20 protein-coding genes and 1 pseudogene are annotated in these 23,833 nt (G+C 55.1%); 10 read left to right on the top strand and 11 right to left on the bottom strand.

The window, feature by feature from the left end:
- Window positions 1–203 precede the first annotated feature (203 nt).
- From CUC55_RS07110 to CUC55_RS07100, 3 genes and pseudogenes are all read left to right on the top strand, one after another.
- Window positions 204–383 carry a hypothetical protein gene (locus CUC55_RS07110; protein ID WP_067650719.1) on the top strand — a complete coding sequence of 60 codons (180 nt, stop codon included), beginning with the start codon at window positions 204–206 and terminating at the stop codon, window positions 381–383.
- Window positions 380–1,176: pseudogene (gene xth, locus CUC55_RS07105) on the top strand (exodeoxyribonuclease III). The gene CUC55_RS07110 and the pseudogene xth overlap by 4 nt, the downstream one beginning before the upstream one ends.
- Window positions 1,176–1,370 carry a hypothetical protein gene (locus CUC55_RS07100; RefSeq protein ID WP_067650278.1) on the top strand — a complete coding sequence of 65 codons (195 nt, stop codon included), beginning with the start codon at window positions 1,176–1,178 and terminating at the stop codon, window positions 1,368–1,370. The pseudogene xth and the gene CUC55_RS07100 overlap by 1 nt, the downstream one beginning before the upstream one ends.
- A gap of 238 nt (window positions 1,371–1,608) precedes the next feature.
- Here the strand turns inward: CUC55_RS07100 and CUC55_RS07095 are convergent, their stop codons facing one another.
- The 9 genes from CUC55_RS07095 to CUC55_RS07045 form a co-directional block, all read right to left on the bottom strand.
- Window positions 1,609–2,778 carry a HEPN/Toprim-associated domain-containing protein gene (locus CUC55_RS07095; protein ID WP_103087401.1) on the bottom strand — a complete coding sequence of 390 codons (1,170 nt, stop codon included), beginning with the start codon at window positions 2,776–2,778 and terminating at the stop codon, window positions 1,609–1,611.
- Between the two features lie 429 nt (window positions 2,779–3,207).
- Window positions 3,208–3,606, bottom strand: coding sequence for a type II toxin-antitoxin system VapC family toxin (locus CUC55_RS07085; protein WP_103087399.1), 399 nt, complete (start codon window positions 3,604–3,606; stop codon window positions 3,208–3,210).
- On the bottom strand, window positions 3,603–3,854 hold the full coding sequence (locus CUC55_RS07080; protein ID WP_067650267.1) for an AbrB/MazE/SpoVT family DNA-binding domain-containing protein: 252 nt from the start codon (window positions 3,852–3,854) through the stop codon (window positions 3,603–3,605). Before CUC55_RS07080 ends, CUC55_RS07085 begins: the two co-directional genes overlap by 4 nt.
- Window positions 3,855–5,593: 1,739 nt before the next feature.
- Window positions 5,594–6,661: a class I SAM-dependent methyltransferase gene (locus tag CUC55_RS07070; RefSeq protein ID WP_103087397.1), complete on the bottom strand. Its 1,068-nt coding sequence runs from the start codon at window positions 6,659–6,661 to the stop codon at window positions 5,594–5,596.
- A gap of 176 nt (window positions 6,662–6,837) precedes the next feature.
- Entirely contained in the window at window positions 6,838–7,563 is a 726-nt protein-coding gene (locus tag CUC55_RS07065) for a helix-turn-helix transcriptional regulator (RefSeq protein ID WP_103087396.1), read from the bottom strand.
- 65 nt (window positions 7,564–7,628) lie between these two features.
- A complete protein-coding gene (locus CUC55_RS07060) occupies window positions 7,629–8,258 on the bottom strand; it encodes a helix-turn-helix domain-containing protein (RefSeq protein WP_103087395.1) in 630 nt (209 codons plus the stop codon).
- A 360-nt stretch (window positions 8,259–8,618) separates the two neighbouring features.
- A complete protein-coding gene (locus CUC55_RS07055; RefSeq protein ID WP_425352787.1) occupies window positions 8,619–9,749 on the bottom strand; it encodes an amidohydrolase in 1,131 nt (376 codons plus the stop codon).
- A 41-nt stretch (window positions 9,750–9,790) separates the two neighbouring features.
- Window positions 9,791–10,429 carry a GntR family transcriptional regulator gene (locus CUC55_RS07050; RefSeq protein WP_170063838.1) on the bottom strand — a complete coding sequence of 213 codons (639 nt, stop codon included), beginning with the start codon at window positions 10,427–10,429 and terminating at the stop codon, window positions 9,791–9,793.
- A gap of 284 nt (window positions 10,430–10,713) precedes the next feature.
- Window positions 10,714–11,703, bottom strand: a complete 990-nt coding sequence (locus CUC55_RS07045; RefSeq protein WP_103087392.1) for a Glu/Leu/Phe/Val dehydrogenase family protein — start codon at window positions 11,701–11,703, stop codon at window positions 10,714–10,716.
- Between the two features lie 181 nt (window positions 11,704–11,884).
- Here CUC55_RS07045 and CUC55_RS07040 point away from each other — a divergent pair, with 181 nt between their 5' ends.
- From CUC55_RS07040 to CUC55_RS07020, 4 genes are all read left to right on the top strand, one after another.
- Complete coding sequence (locus tag CUC55_RS07040) at window positions 11,885–12,316, top strand: Lrp/AsnC family transcriptional regulator (RefSeq protein ID WP_245303984.1); 432 nt, start codon at window positions 11,885–11,887, stop codon at window positions 12,314–12,316.
- Window positions 12,317–12,792: 476 nt separating this feature from the next.
- Window positions 12,793–13,641 (top strand): MipA/OmpV family protein, encoded by an 849-nt coding sequence (locus CUC55_RS07035; protein WP_067650248.1) that lies wholly within the window; start codon window positions 12,793–12,795, stop codon window positions 13,639–13,641.
- Window positions 13,642–14,218: 577 nt separating this feature from the next.
- On the top strand, window positions 14,219–15,421 hold the full coding sequence (locus CUC55_RS07025; protein WP_103087390.1) for an efflux RND transporter periplasmic adaptor subunit: 1,203 nt from the start codon (window positions 14,219–14,221) through the stop codon (window positions 15,419–15,421).
- Entirely contained in the window at window positions 15,418–18,726 is a 3,309-nt protein-coding gene (locus tag CUC55_RS07020) for an efflux RND transporter permease subunit (protein WP_103087389.1), read from the top strand. Before CUC55_RS07025 ends, CUC55_RS07020 begins: the two co-directional genes overlap by 4 nt.
- Before the next feature lie 277 nt (window positions 18,727–19,003).
- On the opposite strand, the gene CUC55_RS07015 is transcribed toward CUC55_RS07020, so the two are convergent.
- Window positions 19,004–20,002 (bottom strand): zinc-dependent alcohol dehydrogenase family protein, encoded by a 999-nt coding sequence (locus CUC55_RS07015; RefSeq protein ID WP_425352786.1) that lies wholly within the window; start codon window positions 20,000–20,002, stop codon window positions 19,004–19,006.
- A gap of 316 nt (window positions 20,003–20,318) precedes the next feature.
- Here CUC55_RS07015 and CUC55_RS07010 point away from each other — a divergent pair, with 316 nt between their 5' ends.
- Window positions 20,319–21,218, top strand: a complete 900-nt coding sequence (locus tag CUC55_RS07010; protein ID WP_103087387.1) for an AraC family transcriptional regulator — start codon at window positions 20,319–20,321, stop codon at window positions 21,216–21,218.
- Between the two features lie 315 nt (window positions 21,219–21,533).
- Here CUC55_RS07010 and CUC55_RS07005 read toward each other — a convergent pair whose 3' ends face one another.
- Window positions 21,534–22,445, bottom strand: coding sequence for an NmrA/HSCARG family protein (locus CUC55_RS07005; protein ID WP_067650226.1), 912 nt, complete (start codon window positions 22,443–22,445; stop codon window positions 21,534–21,536).
- A 117-nt stretch (window positions 22,446–22,562) separates the two neighbouring features.
- On the opposite strand from CUC55_RS07005, the gene CUC55_RS07000 reads away from it, so the two are divergent.
- Together CUC55_RS07000 and CUC55_RS06990 are read left to right on the top strand one after the other, a co-directional pair.
- Window positions 22,563–22,997, top strand: a complete 435-nt coding sequence (locus tag CUC55_RS07000) for a winged helix-turn-helix transcriptional regulator (protein ID WP_103087386.1) — start codon at window positions 22,563–22,565, stop codon at window positions 22,995–22,997.
- Between the two features lie 385 nt (window positions 22,998–23,382).
- Window positions 23,383–23,781, top strand: coding sequence for a VOC family protein (locus tag CUC55_RS06990; RefSeq protein ID WP_067650220.1), 399 nt, complete (start codon window positions 23,383–23,385; stop codon window positions 23,779–23,781).
- Window positions 23,782–23,833 lie beyond the last annotated feature (52 nt).

Below are 23,833 nucleotides of genomic sequence, written 5' to 3'. Positions count from 1 at the left end.
CGAACTCTCCCACGCAACTAACGCAACTTAGGCGATTCAACCGAATCACTTGCGGATTGGTTCCGGAGCAAAAAGCGACTCTTTTTCAATGACTTGATTCAGTTTTCCACCACAACCGGAGGAGTCCAACCAAGCCGCTGGAATCGATGCATCTTTTCGCCAGGTCGCGAGTTATCGTCGTATCGCAACCGCAGGAGATTCCCATGAGCAAGCGAGAGCTGATCGATACCGGAACTGACAAGCGATACGTCCGCCGTGACGAAAAAGGGCAGTTCAAGGAATCTGTCGATGTCGGTAGATCGCTGTCCGCCGACAAGCGTCACGAGGCGAAGCACGATGCGAAGCCGGGCGAGGGTGACAAAGGCGACCACAAGCGCAAGTGAAAGTCGCCACATATAACGTGAACGGCGTGAACGGTCGGCTCGATGTGTTGCTCCGCTGCTGAGCGAGGCAACCCCGGACATTGTCGTGCTTCAGGAACTTAAAGCGCCTGATGCCAGATTTCCGGTGAAGGAGATCGAGAACGCCGGATACGGCGCTGTGTGGCACGGCCAGAAGTCTTGGAATGGTGCCGCGATACTTGCCCGCGGTCGGAATCCGATGCTTACGAGGAAAGGTCTTCCGGGTGATCCGGAAGACGAGCAGAGCCGCTATATTGAGGCAGTCGTCGACGGCATCGTGATAGGCGGCCTGTATCTGCCGAACGGAAATCCCTATCCCGGCCCGAAATTCGACTACAAACTGCGATGGATCAAGCGCTTACACGATTATGCAGCCGAACTGCTGGACCTTGAGGTACCTGTCGTTTTGGCGGGGGACTACAACGTCATGCCAACTGAGCTTGATGTCTACAAGCCGGAGAGGTGGAAGGACGATGCACTCTTCCGCATCGAAGTGCGTGAAGCCTTCCGCGAGCTGGTGGGGCAGGGCTGGACGGATGCTCTTCGGCAACTTCATCCGGATGAACGCATTTACACGTTCTGGGATTATTTCAGGAATGCCTATGGGCGAGATGCAGGACTTCGGCTGGATCATTTCTTACTTAGCCCAGACCTTGCCAAACGGCTTGCGACGGCGGAAGCCGACAAGCACGTCCGCGGATGGGAGCGTACGAGCGACCATGCCCCGGTTTGGATAGAACTCGCCGACAACTCAGTAAAAANGCGGAGGAAGTGATGAGCAAAGAATGGCACGCAGATCTGCGACTCAAACTAGATGATCTGGTCGATAAATTCGTCGTCGACGGTGCGGAACATAAGGATGTCATCGAGGCGCTCCGAAAGGAGATCGAACATCTCAGCAAGGCCTACGAACATGACCCCGATCCCGCCGAAGATGACACGGTGATTGACGAACCTGCGGCTACCTGAAGATTAAGATTATGCAAGCTGCTCAGGCCGCGGTGAGCGGAATCAGGTGTCTATAGAAAGAGGTGGAGCGGCGACCTTCTCCAGCAGCGTATAAACTTGTGGTCGCGCAATGGACCCCCGAAGACGGCAATGCGATACTTATGGCACGAGCGTGCCGATCGCGAACCTTTGAAATTGGTCATGACCNACTCTCGTCACTTGCAGCTAAACCTCAAATCCTGGAAGTTAACCATTGCTCTCATGGCTTGCCTCGTTCAGTGCAGGCATCCACAATCATTTCTAAAACCTTCCGAATATTTTCGAATGGGTAGTCGTCAGTGGCCAACGTTCTGAGAAACTCATCCCGCTGCCTATTTTTCTCGGAGCCGCGCTGATCGATGGCACCCTGGTATTCCCCGGCTTTCTCGTCAAAATTTGTCCATCGCACGCGACAGTTTTCTGGGAGCCTCAGATAGCACTCGATCGCAGCGGCTCTGCCGTTGATGTCAGCAGGATGCTCTCCGTTGGGCCCGATAGTTGGAAANGATTTGAATTTTTCGAGATCGGGCAGCTTGACTGCGTTCACATCAGGCACCCTCGCCAGCGCGTTCAAGGAGCCAACGCCTGCGGCATCATTATCAAATATTGCCACGACTCCACCCGTTTTCTGAATACTACTCAAGCCCTTCATGAAATTCAGAAGATTGCCATGACCGCCGAATGGGTAGTTACGCTCCATGTCGACATACCGAAAAAANTCCTTGATCTCGGGGCGAAGGATATCAAATGCATGACGAATGATGTCTGTGTCACTGGTCCCCTCGGTAACCAGCAGGAAGCTCTGCCCTGCCGAGCCTACCGTGAAGTCTTCACGCTCGAAATATCCGTTTNCGACGACATCCATAAAATCCCAAACGACCATCAAATCCAGGTTTTCGGGACGTTCGGCTAGCACACGGAGCATATCCTCTGCGTTGAGGCGTTCAAGAAGGCTAGTCAAGTCCCAGCCTGGTCCAAGACTGAAGCCGCCTAAATAATTCGGGCCTCTGAGGCGATCGTGATATTCCGGAGGCAAGATGCCGGGGCTGTCGCTATTCATGTCGAACTCAGGTATTGTTTCCAAGTCAGCGTTACGAACCAGTTCGAGCGCGTCCGAGAAGCTAACATCGTGCGGCTGGTCATAAGTAACGTAGGGATCGGAGAAGCGACGTTCGATCGCGGGCAATGTTGAACCCATTAACTCAAGTCGGGTGACCAGATCGCGTAGCGGAGCCTGGAAAACCTCCACTGGCTTTCGATCGTCTCTTCCTTCACGGATTATGGTTTNGCTATGGCTTGGAAGAAAAATAGACTGGTGTCTTGTCGTCGAGAAATTCCCGCTTTCCTCGACTGTGAATTTGCCAATTTTTAAGTCAGAATAAGTGCCCATAAGATTGATATAATCACATACCCAGGCGCGTTCCAGATTTTAAACTCGGCTCAAACGAGTTAGATTTACCGTTTGATTGTGCGCTTCCGCCTAGCTTGCGGCATGTGTTGTAGCATTCGAGGCGCGCTCCACGGCAAGTTCTTCATCGATATCCCTAGCTGACGCTTTTCAAGGAAGCAGTAGTCGCTTCGCGATCGGCCCGAGTTGCGAAANCGGTAGATAGGGCGCTCCGACGACGAGCATAGGCAGAACGACGGGCAGAAACCAGAGAAGGATTTTGCCCTTTTTAATCTTCAGCGCAGAGATTTTCATCGCGGCCCTATAAATCGACCTCGCATTGTGGAGCTCCGCCATTTCCGGACCACCTTCATCGACAAAAACATTTTCAACCAATGTGGCGCGCTCGCTCCACGAATTCACCGATGCAAATCAGGAAAGCAGTTGTGCGGCCTGCCCTTGCTGCATCACCAATTCGACCGCCTGTTTATCGAACGAGACGAAGGTTTCGCCGCCGAGCCAATTGCCTTCATAGGCCATGATGCCGTCCGCAAAATCGCCGCCCGCTTCGAGGATCGCAAGCCCCGCTTCAACAGCGGNCCTGTTCATCACGACATTTCCTGCATCCAGCAAATCGCGGATGGTCACCGCTACGTCTTCCTTCGACAGTTTCGCCCCCCGACGCAATATCCAAACCAACTCGCACAGGCAGGGCAAAGAAACTGCGATCAGCGAAGCCTCTTTCAAGAGTTTGCTTGCGGCGCGTCCTTGTTTNGCATCGTCCTGTAAGACAGCGCGAGCCAGCACGTTCGTATCGACCGAAATTTTCATTCCTCGCCCGCCCACCCAGAGGCGGCAATCTCGTTCATTTCCTCAATCCTCATCGGCTTCTTGACTTTGGATGCGTGCCTGCCAATGAAGCTGTCAATCGTGCCGACAGGTTTTGCGGCCTTCACCCGAAGCTCGCCACCCGGTAGCTTGTCGAAGTCGATCCGCTCACCTGGCTTTATACCGAGATGCTGCAGGAGATCTCGCTTTAGCGTGACCTGCCCTTTCATTGTTACCGCCAATGACGTCATAGGAGTTCCTTTCGTTGACCAGATCACTATAGTAATTGAATTTTTCATTACAAACAAGTTTCATCATCTGCGGTGCTTGGCTTGTTTCCCAGTTTTGCTCCTGAATGTCAGAGATGCGGCAGCGCTTGCAAGCCGGGCTGGGGAGAAGAGGCGTCAAGTCGCGCCGTCTTGGGATGTGCGACTTGACGCAGAGATCCAGCACTGGACCGTGCAGGAAATCATTCGTCAAGTGTTTTGGCACGATCCGCCGGACTGGTGCGGCGAGTATAGTGGCGCTCTAAAGCCTCCTGTGCACCCGGAACCGAGCGATGCATTGCCACCTCCGACTACACTCCGGACCACTTCCACTCAGCCGCCGAGACTTTGATCTCCCCGGAAGCAAGATGCTTGCTCATCTCTGACCAGAGGGTGTCACCCGTAAAGCTCGTCAGATCACCGCTTGCTTCGAATAATGGCAGCGAACCGTAATCTTCTACGAGTGCTAAAATACCTCCAGAGCCATTGATGTCATGGAACGGATCACCGGCGCTGGGCCGCAACACCCGATGTCCCCACATCCCTGGGTAATTATCCTGCCGTAGATCGTTGAGAAGATCACCATCGCCAGATCGTTCGACACATAACGCGGCAAGGTATCTCAGTACTGGCAAGTAAACCGGCTGCCTGCACCCACCAAGCGCTCTGATGCCGGGCAGGATCGATAGGACAAGGAACGCCAGGAAGAGGGTAGGGAGGAGCTTACGGTCTCGGATTGCGCTTGCTATTTNATCAGGAGCGAATTTCACCATGACGTCCGTAGATGCCACGTCCCTAAGATTTCCATCATCAAGAACCAACGGTAACACCCTTTCGGGCCCGACATACCAGAAGTAATCCGTTGTGCTGCGCACCCATCCTCGCCAAGGTCCTGCGTTGAGCCGATCAATCGCGTCCGGCAAAACCGCAGCGTGTCTTTCAGCGATGAAAANTTCATACAGCCAGGAAGTCGGATCTTCGAGGTGATCAGCGATCAGACCGGCGACGTCGAAATCGTCGAGTTGAAGCAGGTTGACTGAACGACCGAAATGCGAACTCCAAAGCTTTGCATTGGCCACCTTGATCGCTTCAGATGCAGAAGGAAACAGGGTAGGGGGTAATTCTTCAAGTAAGCGCTTGGCGGCTCCAGTCGGAGCCTCAACCCCCGCAGAATTGGAAAGCGCGAACTGGTATGGACCATCGGAGCAACATATGCTGCGTCCATCCATTCGACTGCGCGGCAATCCAAAGAGATTGAGCACCTCCCCCTCCATCTTGAGCCATCCTGGCCCCTTTTTGGCGGACTCCTTGAAAGACATGGTCGATCCGGCATAGGTGACATGCCACCGCCGTCCGCTCGACTGCAATCCCATCAGGCTGAAAAGATGGGTGTAAAAAGCGTCTGGCTCGAAGAGTAAAAGGGTGTGTGGGCCGGTCTGCAGGACAGGGGAAGCGGTTAACTCAAGGCTGGCACTTCTGGCATCATCAAGGCCAAAACCTGCCTTTTGCGCAACCCGCTCCACCATGGATCGAACCAGCAGCATGGCTTGGTCGCGAACAAANCTCGAAGTCGTCTGCCGCCGAAGATCGTAAGCCGCAGCGGCGTAGTTCCTCAGCGGCTTTTTCCAGTACGGCTCGATCGACGGCATCAGTCTATTCAGCGCGCGTCGAATGTCGTCGGGACTGCAATAGTGGGGAGGTGTCGGAGACATCACACGTCCGATTCAAGAGGCGAGAAGTCGGGGCAGGGCATCCGTCATCGGATGGGACGATCGCCATTTTAGTGCTGTCGCAAGGGGTTGTGCCTCCGTATCAATCAAAATGGCAGGCAGTGAATGATGACAATAGGCGGGGGNAATGGCAGGCTCGATCAAGAGAGAAACAAAATCAAGGATCGCCTGGCGCGCATTGGACGAAACGATAGTATAGAAATTTCCGCTATTCCAGATCGCAACCGAGTAGCGAAAGAAGGTGCCGAGCGCCGCAGTTGTGGTCTCCAGATCGACCTGCAGATTGTCCATCGTATTGAGGACTTCATCTCTTTNGTCCGAGATTTTGGTCGGCGAGAAATACCTCGATTTGAAGAGGTCGTCCTTCTGCCGTTCATGCTCTTGGTAGAGCTCGACATCGCGGTTAGCGAGCTTCTGTACCTGAACGAGGAGACCACCAGGCCGCAGGCGCGGCGTTATAAAATCGAGTTGGCTTAGACGGTCACGATCGTACATCTGAAAGGTCGTATCCTCCATAAGGATGTCAAACCCGTCCTGGAACTGCTGCAGTTGAGGATCGGCCGCGTATCGTTCATCATCAAGATCGAAGAACGGTCCGTGAAAGAAATGCGCATTCGGGCTGCTACGTTTNGCATAGAATGCTGTTCGATTGGCTTCGGTCGGGCTACAGCACAATGTTTCGATACGTCCACCCCCGAGCGTCGCGAGCGTGCGGGCAAGGCAGCCCGTGCCGGTGCCAAGAGTGTAGATTTTGGTTGGCGCTCGCGTCCTGGCCCAGTTTCGTAGGCCGAACGCTAGAAGTGACGATCCGATCCGACATTCCTCTTCCAACCGATAGGGGATGCTTGCGAAGTAGTGTTTGTCAAACGGCCCCCATAACCGACGGTGCGTGTCGGAAAAGACAGCGCATTCGAGATCGAAATCCAGGAGGCCCAGGTCGACGGTTGGAACAGCACGATCAGGTGCCCCTCCCAGTCCACTCGCAGTCCGCTCGAAAAATTCCGCAAGTGAGGTCAACCGCGGTGCATTTCTCCAATGCTCGATAACATGCATGGAAACCATGGCTCGTTCCTTTTTGTTCGCTTGGCAAGAATCCTTCTGGATTGGTGTGAACACGTGGTGCCGCACCGCGACGGCCTACTTGCTCACACGCTATGATCGGACCCNGCGGAACCTGTAGCAATCTATCGAATTCGTCAGGTTGACGAGAAAGTTGCAGGGATTCGCACCATCAATTCCTAGATTTTAATTATCTCGCAAAAACTCGCCCTCGCCACGGCCTGATGACTTGTCTTTGCATCGAGCTTTCGCCGCGCAGAGCGGAGATAGAGCCGCACCGAACTTTCCGAGATCGAGAGTTTTGCAGCGATCTGTTTTGGGATGAGCCCCCTGGCGATATGCTCGAGACATTGTCTTTCTCGCGGCGATAGCGCCCGCCAAGACCGACGAGTTGGGAGATCGAGTTCCGAAAGCACCTTTTCATGGAGCAGATGCGAANTGATGGAGAGCTCACGAGTGCTATTTGATTTTAGTAAGGACCAGTCGGCACGAGAATGATCCGATGACACCGAGAACAGACAGCGTTCCCCCTGTGGACCCCGTAGTGGTATAGTCATCCCATGAGAGCCAACGTCGCTTAGACGAGCGTCTTCAAAAAACTGGCGGGCTTGTCCCGAGTCCAGTGACGACCAGTCAACGGGAAGCCTGCTCCATCCTAAAATTTCGATAACCGGATCCGTGTCGAAGAAATTCCCTGCGACATAGGCTTCTGTCCAGGGTTTCGGATAGGTGGTGCAATAGTAGGGATATTGCGTGGGTGCGGCTCCTGCGCGAACGACCAGGAATGTCATGTGCTTGAGGCTGAAGAGCCTACAGATCTGCAGCAATGCGTTTTCCAACTGATCGGAATTGTCGATCGACTGGAGCAGGGTCAGCGACGCTGAAAGACGGCCGGTATCGTTCATGGCACAGTTCTCAAGGTTATTCAGTCGTCGGCTGCCTCACCTACGCCTGCGGGGAAAGGGCGACTCTATTTCGTTTCAGAGGCTTCCTCCGGAAAAGACGAGGCGATTGCTTTGACCAAAACGACAACACGCTTGCGGACATTTGGGGACTTCAACTTGGAAANTGCGGTATTCAGCTCTCTGCCTTCCGCCGATTGAAGAAATGCGGTGAGGTCGTTGGCCGCGAGCAGGTCAGTTCGCATTTCTGACTCCATCGCTTGCCTTGAATTGCCATCAAAAANGAACCCCACAGGAACCCCAAGTACATTCGCAAGATTTTGAAGGCGACTCGCTCCGACCCGGTTCGTGCCGTTTTCATATTTTTGGACTTGCTGAAATGTTATGCCAAGCGCACGCGCGACGGTGGTTTGGCTCAGCCCGTTTGCTCGGCGCTGCGAACGAATCCGGGCTCCGACTTCGACGTCGACCGCCTTGGGCGACTTCGTCCCGCCCTGACCTCTACTTTTCGGAACTTCGTGCGACAACTTTGCCCTCTCGACGGCGTCGGTTAATGATACTGCGCCGAGTGAAGCACAGGCGTCCGAAATATGTAATTCGATTTCCGTCACCCGTCGACCGGCAAGCCGCGCGATATCGCGCACACTTTTGCCTTGCGAGATCCAGAGCAGGCACGCCTTTTCAATAGGTGATAGCATCGGTACAGCTCATTGTTATGTTATAACATATCGCATAATATAGGTTATGGAACTCGCGGCTGAGTTCGACGTGTGTAGCTCTTACGGAAATACGTCGTGCACATTGGCCCTATGTCGGGCGAAATCCGGTTTACAACAGTCCCGCAACTGTGCGCTCGTGTATAAACTCTCCGCCCGGGCCACACGCAAGCGCGAGACTTCCGCCAGCCCCTGAATACTGTCTCCCCTGAGATGAAATGAGAGAAAGAGGCCACCTTGTGGTCGAATAGAAACCATGTAGCCAAAGCTCCAGACCCGTGCCTTAGAGCTGCCATTTAAACTACAAACGCGTCGGTCCGCTAGGATCGCGAAGCGTAAAAACTATTGCGTCCTCGCCTCAACGAGCGAGGCAAANTAAGAGGCCCCGAATGGAAGCGCTTCGTCATTGAAATCGAACCAAGCGCTGTGAAGAATGCGACCATTGCCATCTGGGCCGTTGCCGATCCACCCATAGCAGCCGGGTCGGTCTTCGAGCATGAAGGCGAAGTCTTCGACGATCATCGTCTGTGGCGGATTCGTCTCGACCTTGTTGAACACCGACGATGCGGCCGCTTCTGCGGAAAGGGCGGCAGCCGTCGAATTGATGAGCGTGGGATATTGCTGGGTGTATGTGGTCTCGCATTCGGCGCCAGTCGAAAAGGCAATGCCTTTCACTATACGGCGAATGGCCGATTCTGCCGCGGCTCGCGCGGCGGGAGAGAACGCTCTCACGGTGCCCCGGATCTTGATCATGTTTGGCAAAACATTATAGGCATCGCCACCGTGAATTTGCGTGGCGCTAACGACGACCGCGTCAAGAGGATCGATGTTTCTTGCCGTAATCTGCTGAAGCGCAACGAGGATGTGACCCGCCGTCAGGACCACATCGACTCCTTTGTGCGGTTGCGCCGCATGCATTCCCTTCGACGTTACCTCGATCTCGAAGGCATCGCCAGACGCCATCATCGGCCCCGCCTTAACGGCGAAGGTCCCTACCTCCATTCCGGGCCAGTTGTGCAACCCGTAAATCTCGTCGCAGCGAAAATTCTCGAACAGCCCTTCACGGATCATGCGCGCTGCACCGCCGTCATTCCCGCCCATCTCCTCGGCGGGCTGGAAGATGAAAACGACGCGACCTGAAAAATCCCGAGTTTCGGCCAAATAGCGTGCGGCACCGAGGAGCATCGCCGTGTGCCCATCATGACCGCAGGCGTGCATGACACCCCGGTTCGTGGAGCGATGCGCGAAGTCATTGCGCTCTTCGATCGCAAGCGCATCCATATCAGCCCTGAGCCCAATGGAACGTCCACTTTCATGGTTGCCATGAAGCACGCCGACAACGCCTGTACCGCCCACGCCTGTGGTCACTTCGATCCCGTAGGAACGCAACTGGTCTGCAACGAAGCTGGCGGTTTCAAATTCTTGGTAGGAAAGCTCCGGATTGGCGTGAAGATGTTGCCGCCACCGGATCATTTCGTCGTGGAACTCTGCGATCCTGTTTTTAACGGGCATCTTCACTCTTCTCCTGTTTGTATATCATGGTAAGCAAGCTGCAAATGCTCGCCTAGAGCTGCAATTGCACCGGTCTCGTCGCCATCCTGGCAGGCCCGAAGCAACCTTCGGTGCTCGGCAGCCGATTTTTNCGGACGGGCGACAATAGAACTCGCGATCACCTCAGCGAGAGCCGATGCCCTGTTTAACTGCTCGATGGTCCGCAGCAGCATCTGCCGTTTTGACGGACGGTAGAGAGCATAGTGGAAATCCCAATTCAGAGCCGAAAGCCTTGACGGCTCGCCTTCTGCGTCCGCGGCGTCGAGTGCCATCTCGGCCCTGGCGAGATCGAGCTTCGTGATCTGTGGAAATGCGGATCTGAGAGCCACCGGCTCCAAAAGCAGCCGCATCTCGAAGAGATCGTCGATCATCCCCCGGTCAAGTTCTATGACCCTTGCGCCCTTGTAGCCGATCGTTTCGACCAATCCCTCTTCAGCAAGCGCTTGGAGGGCGTGACGCAGCGGTGTTCGACTGACGCTTAGTTGTTCGGACAATGCATCCTGCCGCAACGGCTGGCCGGGCTGCAACGAGCCGTTCAGGATCAACGTCCTGATCTTGGCAGCAGTCAATTCTGCCTGTGTCTGTTGCGCATCCGAAATCATAATTGTATCCAATAATGCTCTCATCTCACATTGTCAACTCAGAATGAGGAGGAGCAATCACCAAGGACAGGCCGTGTCATAATGACAATAATAGATAAAGATCGGCTACATCGCTCACGTGACCTGCGGGCCGGCGGTTGCCGCCTTTGTCGATACACGCGACGACGCCCTTCTGGCGCGCCATCGGCATGTAAAGTCAGATAAGACTTTGTTTCGCGTAGTTTTACTTGGTGTCACTCGCAACAGCCGCCAGGCACCTGCTTGCATTCCGTCACTTTTGATAGCTACCCCTTGAGGCGTCTACGCGCGAAACATTCAGCGGCAACTCCAGTGGGAATGCCCTCCACTTCTGAGAAGGCCAATACGTTGCGCGTAGTGTCGTGGATTGTTTTCACCCGGGCTAGTGCCTCAGCCAGATTAAACTGAGCGCCCTTGGGTGCTACCGAGAGAACACCGCCGGCGTTTACGATGTAATCAGGGCAATAGGTGACGCCGCGCTCCCAGAGCAACTTATCCTGCAACGGGGAATGCAATTGATTGTTCGCAGCACCGGCAATAATCTTGGCCTGGATTTCAGGAATGGTGTTTTCGCTAAGAGTTCCTCCCAGTGCGCACGGCGAATAAACGTCGGCTTCTGTCGAGTGAATCTGTCCAGAAGACGCAGCGGTTGCACCGAATTTCTGTTGGGCAACTCTAACTTTCTGCTCGTCTAGATCACAGACGATCAAATCAGCACCTGCGCTGTTTAGCAACTCGCAAAGCGCCATGCCTACCTTACCCAATCCCTCAACGGCCACTGTGCGGCCGGACAGGTGAGGAAGACCGCGAAACTCAAGAGCCGCCTGAATACCGTGAAACACGCCCCAAGCCGTACAAAGAGCGCCTTCCCCTCCATCTTCCAAAGGAAGGTTGCGAATATGCTCGGTGGTCGAACTCATCAAACGAACGTCAGCAGTAGAAATCCCAGCGTCTTCTGCAGTCGTGTAAAGACCGCCTAGTTTTTGGACGATACGTCCAAAGGCTAGGAGACGCTCGTTACGTTTGCTAGCATCTAGATCGTCAATGATCACGGCCTTGGCTCCACCATGCTCCAGTCCACTCGCAGCATACTTGTAGGTCATTCCCCGCGACAGTCGTAGGACGTCGCTTAAAGCTTCCGCATCGCTGCCATAGGCTCTCATCCGACATCCTCCCATGCCAAGGCCTAGTGTCGTGTCNTGAATGGCAATGAACGCGCGAAGGCCTGTGGTTTCGTCCGTGCAATATAGAACCATCTCATGGCCCTCGAAATCAGGGTGTGTTGCAATTTCCACTTAACGACTCCTTTACCGAATAAAATTCGTTACTGTAACATCTGAACAGCAGGATATTCGGAGATAACCGGGAAGCAAGGCGATGGATAAAGTTACGAAAAACGTTCGGCGGAAAAGGCAACTCGAAGATGGGCTGGACGCTATGGACCGAAAACTTTTAAGCCTGTTGGCAAAAAATGCGGAGTTGAGCTACGGCGAACTCGGCAATGCGATTCATCTTTCGCCTCCAGCCGTCCACGAACGGGTAAAGCGGCTCCGAGCCGGCGGCTTCATCCGCGCGACCGTGGCACTCCTTGATGGGCCAAAGATCGGCAAAAATCTTCTGGCATTTGTGCATTTGGAAACCAGCAACTGGGAGACGACGCGGAAGGTTCTTGAGATGACGAGCTTCAGCGAGATCGAAGAGGTCCACACGGTCGCCGGCGACACGGCCATGATTCTGAAGGTGAGAACTGAAGATCCTTCATCCCTCGAAAGACTTCTTGGAATGTTCCATCGTCTGGAAGGCTTCAAGAGCGTCAAAACATTTGTGGCCTTGGGTACCTACCTGGAGCGGGGACCACAGATCGGATGATCCAACGTGCCTTGAAGCCCTCGGCCAAAGCGTCCGCTAGAAATGCGCACCGGAAACGACATCTGCCGTTCGTGCGGTCCTAAATGTGAGCGCCGAGTGGCAGTCCCTGTCATACAGCCCCTCTTTATCGGTCATGGACTGAATTATAAGAGAAATCTTTTTCAGTTGCGTTTTGCTAGAGCCCATCGACCGTCGCTTATGACAGGCAAAGCTCGCTGCGATGACCGACGCGTTCCCTCAAGCTTTTGAGGGGCTCTCTGGTAAAGCTATTATGGTGGATAGCGAGCCTCCGTCTCTCTCAATCTGCCATGTGATCGACGTCGGCTTTGAGCGCGTCGTCGGGATCTGAAGTGTGGTCTGCGGTGCAATTGCAGGCTACTCTGAAAGCTTGTATTTTACACCTTAATCTAGCCATGATCTTCCGGCGTTATATGTGTGAATTACACATTTTGTGAATTCCAGCCACCGGAGCGTCCATGTCTCTCACCATTCGATTTGACCGTGCTGCGATGTCAGCCACCCTAGGAATTTCGCTTGCAATCTCGGGGGCATTATCAGAGGCATTCGGAGCCGACACCGGTCTTTATGAACAAAATCCCGAGCCCTCCTTCGACCAAAACCGTTTCCACAACGAAGCTGGATCGCCGGACTGGAGCCTGGTTATCGGCGGAGGCGGGATGTATCGCCCTGAATATGAAGGGAGCGAGAAACTTCAAATAAACCCGGTACCGGTTGTGCTCTTTACCTATGGCGAATGGCTCAAGATTGACCCTAGCGGGATTTCAGTGAGAGCGTTCGAACGCGACGGCTTCTCGCTATCTGGAAAGGTTGGCTATGAGATGGGTCGCGACGAAGATGACGCTGACCGCCTGAACGGCTTGGGCGACATTGACCTCGCAGCCACGATCGGCGCTAGGGCCGCTTACGTGTGGAACGGGATCGAACTCTACGCCGAACTCGACCAGACGATGGGTGGAAGCGAAAGTTTGGTCGCCACATTCGGGGCTGAATACTCGGTTCCTGTCACTGAGCGTCTTATCCTTGGTACGGGTACGGAGGCAATTTTTGCGAACAAGAACCATATGCAAGCCTATTTTGGCGTCAACGCGGCCCAATCGGCCGCCTCCGGACTTTCAGAATATGAAGCCAAAGCAGGGTTGAAACGCGTGAATGTCAAGGCGTCAGCGACATACCTGCTGACTAAAAACTGGTTGGTCCGGGGCGAGGCCGGGCTCGGCATTCTGACGGGCGACGCGGCGGATAGCCCGGTCGTGGAAGAGAAACTTCAACCTTCTGCATCGCTTTTCGTTGGCTACAAGTTCTAACTTGAGCGGTTGATCGGACAGCGTCCGGACACGCTGTGTTTCGGTTTAGGCCGATATCACCAAGTCATGATTGCTGAAGCAGAAGAGCATTTCTACATCTTTCCAACGATTACAACAGCATACCGAATCCTGTTTGCCCTTCAACCCAGCGCTTGCATCGCCTTCCCTCGCAAACCTTGTGGTCTGTTTTGGCGCATTGTGAATGTGGACCCGTTCGTCATGCGTCAATAGTCCGTTTCATTGATCTTGTGGATTAGCAATGCAATCCCGCTCCCTGTTCAACTACGAGCTTGTGCATGCCCTCGGCATCGTTGTTAACAGCATGACCCTACGTATGTGTGGAACACGCCATAGCCGTCTCCAGATCTTTTGTGACGGGGACAAGTCCGCTGAAAATGGTCTCCGCCAGTGGCGCGCCNGGGGGATCCGAGACGAGCAGGTCTACGAAATCATGTGTATTATGCAAGCAATACATTGACGTCACCAGCGCAAACCTATAAATATGTATTATACACATAGATGCGCGTCGACCCGATAGTTCGCATTCAGGTCGTTGTCGGCCCACTGGAGGCACAATATGACAATTTCATTCGGGGCAGTTCGCGCGTCAATCGTATTCGCAACGCTTATAGTCGCGGCACCATCGTATTTGCAGGCGGCCGAGAAGCCAACATCGAGCCAGAGCCTGCCGTCCATCGTGGTCACCACCGCAAAGCTGCGATCGTTGGTGGACAGGGTAGCCGCCTCTGGCACTATCCGCCCGGTCGCTGAAATCTACATTCAGCCCCAAGTCGATGGGCTCTTGATCGGCACCCTGAACGTCGACATTGGGGATAAGGTCGCCGCAGGAAGCACTCTTGCTACCTTGAATCCCGATGCTCTAATTCTGGAGAAGAGCCGAAAGCAGGCGACCAGCGCAAGGAACGAGGCAAATGTAGCTCAACTTCGCGCGCAACTCGCCGAGGCACGAGCGAATGCGGAACAGGCCCAGAGGCAGCAGAACCGATCTCGTAAAATGGGCAAGACTGGGTCGGTCTCCGTTGCTTCGGTCGAAGAAGCAGATGCGGTCGCAGCCACCATGGAGGCTCGGGTCAGTTCTGCCGAGCACGCCGTCCAAGTCGCCCTTTCGGAGTTGAAGATCATCGAGACCGAGATTGCCGATGTCGAACTGAAACTTACAAGAACCGATGTGACGGCCCCTGTTGCGGGGACAATTGCTTCCAGAAATGCCAAGGTCGGCAGCATCGCTTTTGGCAACAACGACCCGCTCTTCACGATCATTCGTGACGGCGAAATCGAGCTTGTCGCCGACGTTGGCGAAGACGACATTTCAAGGATTAGCGCTGGCCAACAAGCGAGTATTTCGCTCTCCGNCGGCCGCGAGCAGGTTGCTGGCCTTGTTCGCCTTGTCTCGCCCACGATCGATCCCATAACCCGTCTTGGCTTCGTCCATATTGTTTTAAGCGACGAAAGCAAGGCACGCGCAGGCATGTACGGGAGCGCGGAGGTCATTGTTGCTGAAACTGAAAACGTAGCTCTTCCGCTATCTGCGGTTCTGACATCAAGCGAGGGAACATCAACTCGCAGAGTGGAAAACGGCGTTGTCACATTCGCGGCAATCGAAACCGGCATTCAAGATGGTTCATATGTCGAAATTTTGAACGGTCTGAAGGAAGGCGACGAAGTTGTTGCCAAGGCCGGCGCCTATGTTCGCGACGGTGATCGGATCAACGCCGTTCCAGAACCGTCCGACGCTTCCCATAGGGAGATGGATCGATGAATTTTTCAGCTTGGTCTATTCGCAATCCGATTGCGCCATTATTGTTTTTTAGCGTGCTTCTGGTTCTTGGGATCCAGTCCTTCAACAAGTTGCCGATTACGCATTTCCCCAATATTGACGTGCCCCTCGTCTCAATTGTCGTGTCACAAAGCGGAGCATCCCCCGCGGAGTTGGAGACGCAGGTAACAAANGAAATTGAGGACGCTGTCGCATCTCTTACCGGGGTAGACGAAATCCAGTCTACAGTCACAGACGGTCAGTCAGTGACGTCAGTAATGTTCCGCATGGAAGTGCCGACGGAACAGGCCGTGCAGGACACAAAGGATGCGATTGACCGCATTCGCAGCGATCTCCCAGCCAACGTCGAAGAGCCGGTCGTTGCCAAGGTTGATGTCGAAGGTCAGGCGATTCAAACGTTCGCTGTATCGTCACCGAATATGTCGATCGAAGAACTATCCTGGTTCGTCGACGACACGATCAAGCGCTCGTTGCAGGGCCAATCGGGCGTTGGCCGCATCGACCGCTACGGCGGTGCCGATCGCGAAGTACGTATTGAACTCAATCCTGGCAAGCTGAATGCATATGGCATCACCGCCGCTAGCGTGGACCAACAGTTACGGGGAACCAACGTCGATCTAGGTTCTGGCCGCGGTCAGCTCGCTGGCAGCGAACAGGCGATCCGCGTCCTCGGCGACGCCCGCGATGTCGGCGAATTGGCCAACACGACAATTGCGTTACCGAGTGGACGCTTCGTCAAGCTGAAGGACGTGGGCGCTGTAAAAGACACCTTTGAGGAGCCGAAGTCTTTCTCGCTCTTCAAAGGCACTCCTGTCGTAACTTTCGGTGTCTTCCGCGCCAAAGGTGCCAGCGATGTCAGTGTTTCCAAAACCGTCGCTCAAAGCCTGGACAGAGTCCGCGCCAGTAATCCGAATGTCGGCATCGAGCTGGTGGATGATCCGGTGTACTTCACATACGGCAACTACGAAGCCGCTATGGACACCTTGTTAGAAGGTGCGTTGCTCGCAATTTTCGTCGTTTTTCTGTTCCTTAGGAATTGGCGCGCCACCATCATTTCCGCGATTGCCTTGCCGCTCTCTGTTATCCCGACCTTCTGGATCATGGACTTACTGGGTTTTTCGTTGAACCTCGTCAGCTTTCTCGCCCTGACGCTCGCGACTGGTATTCTCGTCGATGACGCAATCGTTGAGATCGAAAACATCGCCCGCCACATCAAAATGGGCAAGACACCTTACCGGGCTGCAATAGAGGCAGCCGATGAAATCGGCCTTGCCGTGATCGCTACCACGTCCACGATTATCGCTGTGTTCGTGCCGGTTTCCCTCATGCCCGGTATCCCTGGTCAGTACTTTATTCAGTTCGGACTGACCGTCGCCTTCTCTGTAACCTTCTCGCTCGTTGTCGCACGTTTGATCACGCCGATGATGGCGGCCTATTTGATGCGCGCCGAAGACGCCTTGGAAGATCATCACGATAACGATAGCGTATTATTGCGTGGATATACGCGGCTGGTGCGAGCCACAACAGGGCAGTGGTGGCGCAGATATGCCACCCTCATGGCGGCCGTTGGCTTTCTGGTTGCTTCCGTGTTTTTACTTTTGCAGGTTCCCAGCACCTTCATGCCCGTGGACGACACGTCCCGCGTTGTGCTCTCGATCGAATTGCCTCCGAATGCGACGCTGCAAGACACGGAGCGAACAAGCATGGCGATATATGATCGTATCAAAAGTATCGATGGTGTGGAAAGCGTGCTGATTCTCGGAGGGGCTTCGCCGAAGGGAGAGCTCGAGGTGCGACGGGCAACGATCACCGTGTCGTTGTTCAAGCCCGACCATTCGCTGGCTAAAAAGCTATTCAATGACGTGCTGGGGTCAATCCCTGTTATTGGCCGGCATTTGCCGAAGGTTGATGTTCATGGCCGTGACCGCCCACAATGGGATATCGAAAAAGACGTTTTCGCCAAGATCGACAATATCCCAGACGTTCGCATCGTAAAGTTAAATGAAGGCAACGAACGCGACTTGTCGTTCAACTTCCTCTCCAAAGACGAGCGCGATCTCAGTGCTGCCGTCGCCATTCTTGAATCAAAGCTGCGCGCCGAGCCGCTTCTCGCTAACATCAGCACTGACGGCGCCCTGCCCCGCCCGGAACTGCAGGTTCGCCCGCGTAAAGATCAGGCTGCCCGCCTCGGCATTACTGCCCGGCAGATCTCCGAAACCATACGGATTGCTACGATTGGCGATTTTGATGCCGCACTTGCAAAGATTTCGCTCGACGATCGCCAGATCCCGATCCGCATTCAGGCGTCGCTTGACATGCGTCGCGACCTCCGGGCGATCCGCTCCCTGAAGATTATGGCTGGCAGTGGCGGCAGCGTTCCGCTGTCGACCGTTGCAGACATCACCTATTCTGAGGTTGAAAGCTCGATCAAGCGCAGCAACCGCGACCGCGTCGTCGCGATTGGCGCCGACCTGCCACACGGCGTCGCGCTGGATGCTGCTTCGGCCCGCTTCCTACAAATCGTCACTGACACGGATATGCCTTCTAGTGTCCGCTTGGCGGAGAGCGGCGACACCAAGCTCCAGAAGGAAATGCAGCAGAGCTTCGTCAACGCCATGTTGATGGGCCTGATGCTAGTGCTTGTGGTGTTGATCCTACTCTTCAAAGACGTCATCCAGCCGTTCACCATTTNGGTCTCCCTGCCGCTGGCAATCGGGGGCGTGGCGGTCGGGTTGCTCATGACCAACAATCCCATTTCTATGCCCGTATTGATCGGCATCCTCATGCTGATGGGTATCATGACGAAAAACGCCATCCTCCTCGTCGATTTCGCGATCGAGTTGCAGCGCCACGGATCGGGGCGCGTCGAAGCAATGGTGGAGGCCGGTCGTAAGCGCGCCCGCCCAATCATCATGACCTCAATTGCCATGTCGGCAGGAATGCTGCCATCTGCTATGGGCGTCGGCGAAGGTGGTTCGTTTCGCGCACCGATGGCGATCGCCGTGATCGGCGGCATCATCGTCTCGACGGTTCTCTCGCTCGTTGTTGTGCCCTCGCTCTTTCTGATCATGGACGATCTATCCCGACTACTCGGGGGAATATTTGGCCGCTTCGTTGGTAAAAANGATGAGGAAGTATCGACCATGTCTCGCGAGGTACTTACAGATGAGGTTGGATCCCTGAAGGCTCGCATTAAAGCAATTGAGGATTCAGCGGCGGAAGGAGGCGCGCCGGAAACCGCCCGCAGAACGGGTAGGTATCACACAAAGCCTCACGCGGCTTATTGATGAACTCATTCCAGATTACTACATTTTAGCCATTGGGCTCAACGAGGCCGGAAAGGTCATCATCCCGCATTCCGCGAGGAATAGGCTTCCTGAAGGTCTCGAACTGAGCGGAGGGGGCAGCCATCTTCGACGAACCCAGCGATGCAAGGATTTCGGCCCGGACGTCGTTGCGTTTCCTACTTGGGCGGCACCGTCACAGCCATCTGCCGACGAGCTTGGCAACGCATCACGCGGAAGGCAGGTGACGACACATCGTCGCCCGCAGACTTGTGTTGCCTCAGATCTCAATGACAATCTTGCCGAAGTGCGATCCGGACTCCTCATACCGGAACGCGTCTGCCAGTTCCTCAAGCCTGAAACTACGATCTAGAACGGGCTTGATATTTNGGGTGGCGAGAAATTCAACGAGGTCGGCCTGGTCCTGCCAACTACCGTTGAGGCAGCCTTGGAGCCGGATCTGTTTGGCGAATATCGGGATCATCGGGATGGTGGCCTCCAAGCCGCCGAGGAGGCCGATCATCGCGATATGGCCGCCGATCTTCACGGCTTCAATCGACTGCGGCAGGGTAGCTGGTCCGCCAACGTCGATTATGTGATCGACGCCCTTGCCGCCGTTCCACTCATAGGCAAGTCGGCCCCAATCCGGGTTGTCGCGATAGTTGATGACGTGATCCGCGCCGAGCTCACGGAGCCGAGCGAGCTTTTCCGGGGAGGAGGATGTCGCAATGACTTTAGCGCCAAGGGCCTTAGCGATCTGTAGCGCGTAGAGAGATACGCCGCCCGAACCCTGCACCAACACCGTTTCACCCGCCTGGAGTGGTCCGTTCACCAGTAATGCCCGCCATGCAGTGACGCCGGCGGTCGTCACGGTCGCTGCCTCCGCCATGCTGTAGCCGCGCGGCACCTTCGTAAACAGGCACGCTGACGCAGTGAACGTTTCGCACGCGACCCCGTGCACGCCATCTCCTGGCGTCTGCGAAAAGTCCGAGACCTGCGGCGGTCCCGAACGCCACTGCGGAAAANTGCATGTCAGCACAGCGTCACCGGGTAAGAAGTCCGTTACCTCGCTGCCGACTGTTTCAACGATGCCCGCGCCGTCTGCGAGCAGGATGCGACCGTCTTCTGTCGGCGCCCTGCCGCTGGCGATTCCGTAATCGTGATAGTTTATGCAACTGGCCTTCAAGCGGACCCGTATCTCGTTGGCGGCCGGTGGACGGGCATCTTCGACGTCCGCTAGTCGAATTCGATCGAGGCCGCCAGGCGCGTCAAGGATCATGGCTCTCATATTTGTTTNCTCCTGGTTGGTTGGTGGTCGGTGGAAATGAAGACCTGACGTATAGAACTGCACGTCAGATTTTCTCTTTTAGTTACGCCACCAGAGCACGTAGGCTTGGCGAAGAGCACTTTGGCGGGACCGCTTAGATGGCTCGCCGCGCGGTCGCCGGCGGCAGCATTTTCGTGTCGCCTCCCCGCCTATTGGCTTCCCAATGTCGGAGTTTCCCTGCCCTTAAACAACGCCCGATCCGATCGAATCTTTGCCTAATCGGATCAATCGCCTTGTTCGCATGGAGGCTTTAAGCTAGATCCGACCAATGCAAGATTTTCTCGAGACTATGCGCGATCGCGTGTTGAAACATTTCGCCGCGTCGCAGATGACAACGCCTGTTCCGCGAATAAGCGTGGCAGTATCGCGCGGTGTCGGCGATCCAGAAANCACGATGTGCGGACCAGGTTTCTGTTTGGTGCTTCAGGGGACCAAGCAACTCGTTATCGGTAACCAAGCACTGCAGCAGGATGCCGGGCGATCTTTCGCCTCACTAGTCGAATTACCCGCCACGCGGTGCCTGTTTGAAACAGCGAGCCGAGAGCCGTATGTGGCGGTCGGGCTTACTGTCGATCCCGTTTTGCTGGGCGAACTGCTAGCTGATTTGCCTCCGTTGTCGCCGCGTTCCGAACCGTCGAGCTTCAGCATAGCAGACGGAACGCCTGAGCTTCTCCACGCTTGGAACCAACATCTTGCGCTCCTAGATGCCCCCGGTGATATCACCGCACTAGCCAGACCGCGGGAGCGCGAACTGTTGTATCGCCTGCTGCAGAGTGGGCACGGCGGCGTCCTGCGGCAGTTTGTCTGGGAGGACGGCGGTTTAGCGCAGATACGAAAAGCAGTTTCATGGATGCGAAGCCACTTTGATCAATCCATCCCCATTAAGACGCTTGCCGAGATCGCCGCTATGAGCGTCCCTTCGTTCAATCGGCACTTCAAATCCGCCACCGCGACCAGCCCTCTTAAATATCAAAAAGCGTTGCGGCTGCAGGCTGCGCGCCAGTTGCTTTTCAAGGGAAATGATGTGACGCGAACGGCGCAAGCGGTTGGTTACGATAGTGTCTCCCAATTCAGTCGTGAGTATGCGCGGAGGTTCAACTGTCCCCCGAAACAGGATGCATTGGCGATGCGGGAGGAACGCGCCGGACCGCCGGTTGCAATGATTTAACGGCGCAGATGTTTTTTNCAGCTGCTGACTTTTAGACAGGTTGACCAAGCCCTGCGTTCCCTTCGGGCCGCAGATGAAATAGCAAGCGCCAAGCAATTCAGGGGCCGTTAAACATGCCAAATCCGCTTTACGCCCCTTCGAGGGACGTAACGCTCCAAAGGGCTGGAACCACCTTAGCCTACTCCCCATCAGGCTAACACGGTCTTTCGACTTCCTGGTTCCGTTCAATCTCCGCCCACCGTGCGGCTGCCGCTCTACATAGACGGTCGCGGGCACAGTTTTTGGTGCCCGCAGCGCAGCGTGATGTCCGTCTGCCTAACGGAGCGCCACTTGAGCCTTATCGTCAACAAAGGCCGCTTTGAACAACGTCTTGCCCTGTCCGTCCAACCACTCATCAAGTGACGTCAAATGACCAAACTCGCCCTCGAGCGACGGGATATCGGCCGCTCCTGCCAGCAAACCACTATCTAAAAGTTCAGTTAGGCGGTTAAGAAAAGGGTTTTGGGCAAGCAATTCGTCGGAAAAGCGCTTGTATGTGATCGTCCGACCAGCGGCGGCTGTAAATGCCCGCTCCAGGTCGTTGCCGGTCACAGACGCACTGGCCAATTCAATGGTCTTGCCATCGAAGCGATCCGCCGCCACTAGGATTTCGGCGTTGATTCGTCCGAGGTCGTCTACAGCGATCATCTGCATGGACTGCTCTGGTCGCATAAAGAAGGTAAATTCGCCCTGAGGCAACCCCATGCCGGGCAAAAGCATCATTTCCATGAAGCTTGCGGGACGAGTGATCGTACTCTTAATGGGAAGGCTTCGCACATGGGCTTCGATCTCGGATTTGCTATCGAAATGTCCCATTCCAGTCGGATCCTTTCCCGCTGCCCCGCCGGAAGAATAGACGAGATGTCGAACGCCCTGCCGAAGCGCACTGTCCGCTATGGCCTTGCCTTGCCAGACCTCCTGTTCGTCCGTGATTTCACCAGCCGGTGAGCTGGTCTGGACACTGAAAACGCCGGCAATGTCGGCCATCGCCCGGTCGATCGAAGCAGGATCGAACAGATCGCCGACTATCAAGGAAATACCTTCGGCAGCCAAGGTCCTCGCCTTACCGCTTTCTGGATCGCGGACAAAAGCTCGGACTTTTCTCCCCTTCGCTTTCAGTGCGCGCGCAACAGCCCCTCCTTGTTGTCCGGTCGCGCCGAACACGAGGAATTCTGCACTCTGATCCATATCGGTTACCTTTCGTAATTATTGACAGTTACCAACTGGGACCAATTGAAAATCTGCGCAAGACGGCACATTCTTGGTCCTCGGTTACATCAAGATAACTATTGAAGGAGTTCATTTGTGCAGCGTGAAATCAACGGTCGCCCTATCACCGAAACCCCAAGAGGACCGGTGCTGACCCCATGCGCGCCCGGAAGCGTGCTGGCCCGTCTCGGTGACAAATGGACTATTCTGGTCGTGTCTATGCTCGCCCTCGCACCTGACGCGCCAATGCGGTTCGGCGCGATACGACGTGGCATTCCAGACATTTCGCAANGGATGCTGACCCTCACTCTTCGTAGTCTCGAACGCGACGGTCTCGTGGCACGTCACTACTATCCCGAAGTACCGCCGCGAGTAGAATACGAACTGACGACGCGCGGCATATCCATGCTGCCGCCCTTGGCCGCATTCACGAACTGGATCAGGGATACCTGGCAGGACATAGAAGCGTCGCGGCGCGAATTCGACGATAGTGAGCGAATCGGATCGAGCGCTCTGATGCGCTGGAAGTGAAGATGNCACGATCCTCTAGTGCCTTGAGCAGCGGCTCTAGCGGCGCATCGGAGTTCGGCATGTACGCAAANCAGTTATGCCAAGCCGGTCCGGTCGATCGACGCGGCCTACCTGAACGCACCGCTGTGCACACAGGGAAATCGCACGGNCGATTTGGCGGCGTGCGTTTCGAACCACACGCTCTTAGCCTTACAGCTTTTGAGCTTGCATTAACGATTGAAATTATCGGCTGAATGGTGCTGCTTTGGCAGAACGATGGGTACGGAGCCCCCCGGCTCTTGATGAGCGCCTTGATAAGCCGCTAGAAAGGAGAACCTTCGATGGGTCCATATCGAAGCTACTTAGCGAGTGCGATGACCAGAGCCTTTGTTGTCGAGGTTGAACGATGATACTTGAAACGTACGTTCGCGTCTTCGTCGATCCGGGGGTCCTTGATCGCACGATAGATTTCTACCGCTCGCTACTGTCCGGTGTCGTTAGTCTTCGTTTCGCCTATCCGCAACAAGAGCTGGAACTGGCTGCCGTCAGTTCGGAGAAGCTTTCCGTACTGATCATCGCCGGAACGGCCGAAAAGCGCGTGCCGTTTGAGGCGACGCGGCTGACGATAAAGGTTGACAATCTCGAGACGATGATCGCCGCTCTCCTGAACGGCTCGGCCGACCAATTGGAGCCGATACAAACCACGCCGGTAGGGCGCAAGACACGCTTCCGGCACGCTGACGGGACAGTCGTGGAATACGTCGATCATGTTGACCCCCGTTCCACTGTGCCACAGAGTTCATGATGGATGAAATCAACGCCGCACCGGACTTGTCCTAGCCAAACAAGGACGTTTC

The organism is Agrobacterium bohemicum, assembly GCF_002896715.1.
Lineage (GTDB): Bacteria > Pseudomonadota > Alphaproteobacteria > Rhizobiales > Rhizobiaceae > Agrobacterium > Agrobacterium bohemicum.
The sequence above is the reverse complement of the archived record's forward strand: the minus strand, read 5'-3'. Positions and strand labels throughout refer to the sequence as shown.

Coding starts and splice junctions, on each gene's coding strand:
- CUC55_RS07035 (WP_067650248.1), top strand. CDS start 12,793: ATGTCTCTCACCATTCGATTTGACCGTGCTGCGATGTCAGCCACCCTA.
- CUC55_RS07040 (WP_245303984.1), top strand. CDS start 11,885: ATGGACCGAAAACTTTTAAGCCTGTTGGCAAAAAATGCGGAGTTGAGC.
- CUC55_RS07100 (WP_067650278.1), top strand. CDS start 1,176: ATGAGCAAAGAATGGCACGCAGATCTGCGACTCAAACTAGATGATCTG.
- CUC55_RS07080 (WP_067650267.1), bottom strand. CDS start 3,854: ATGACGTCATTGGCGGTAACAATGAAAGGGCAGGTCACGCTAAAGCGA.
- CUC55_RS07110 (WP_067650719.1), top strand. CDS start 204: ATGAGCAAGCGAGAGCTGATCGATACCGGAACTGACAAGCGATACGTC.
- CUC55_RS06990 (WP_067650220.1), top strand. CDS start 23,383: ATGATACTTGAAACGTACGTTCGCGTCTTCGTCGATCCGGGGGTCCTT.
- CUC55_RS07005 (WP_067650226.1), bottom strand. CDS start 22,445: ATGGATCAGAGTGCAGAATTCCTCGTGTTCGGCGCGACCGGACAACAA.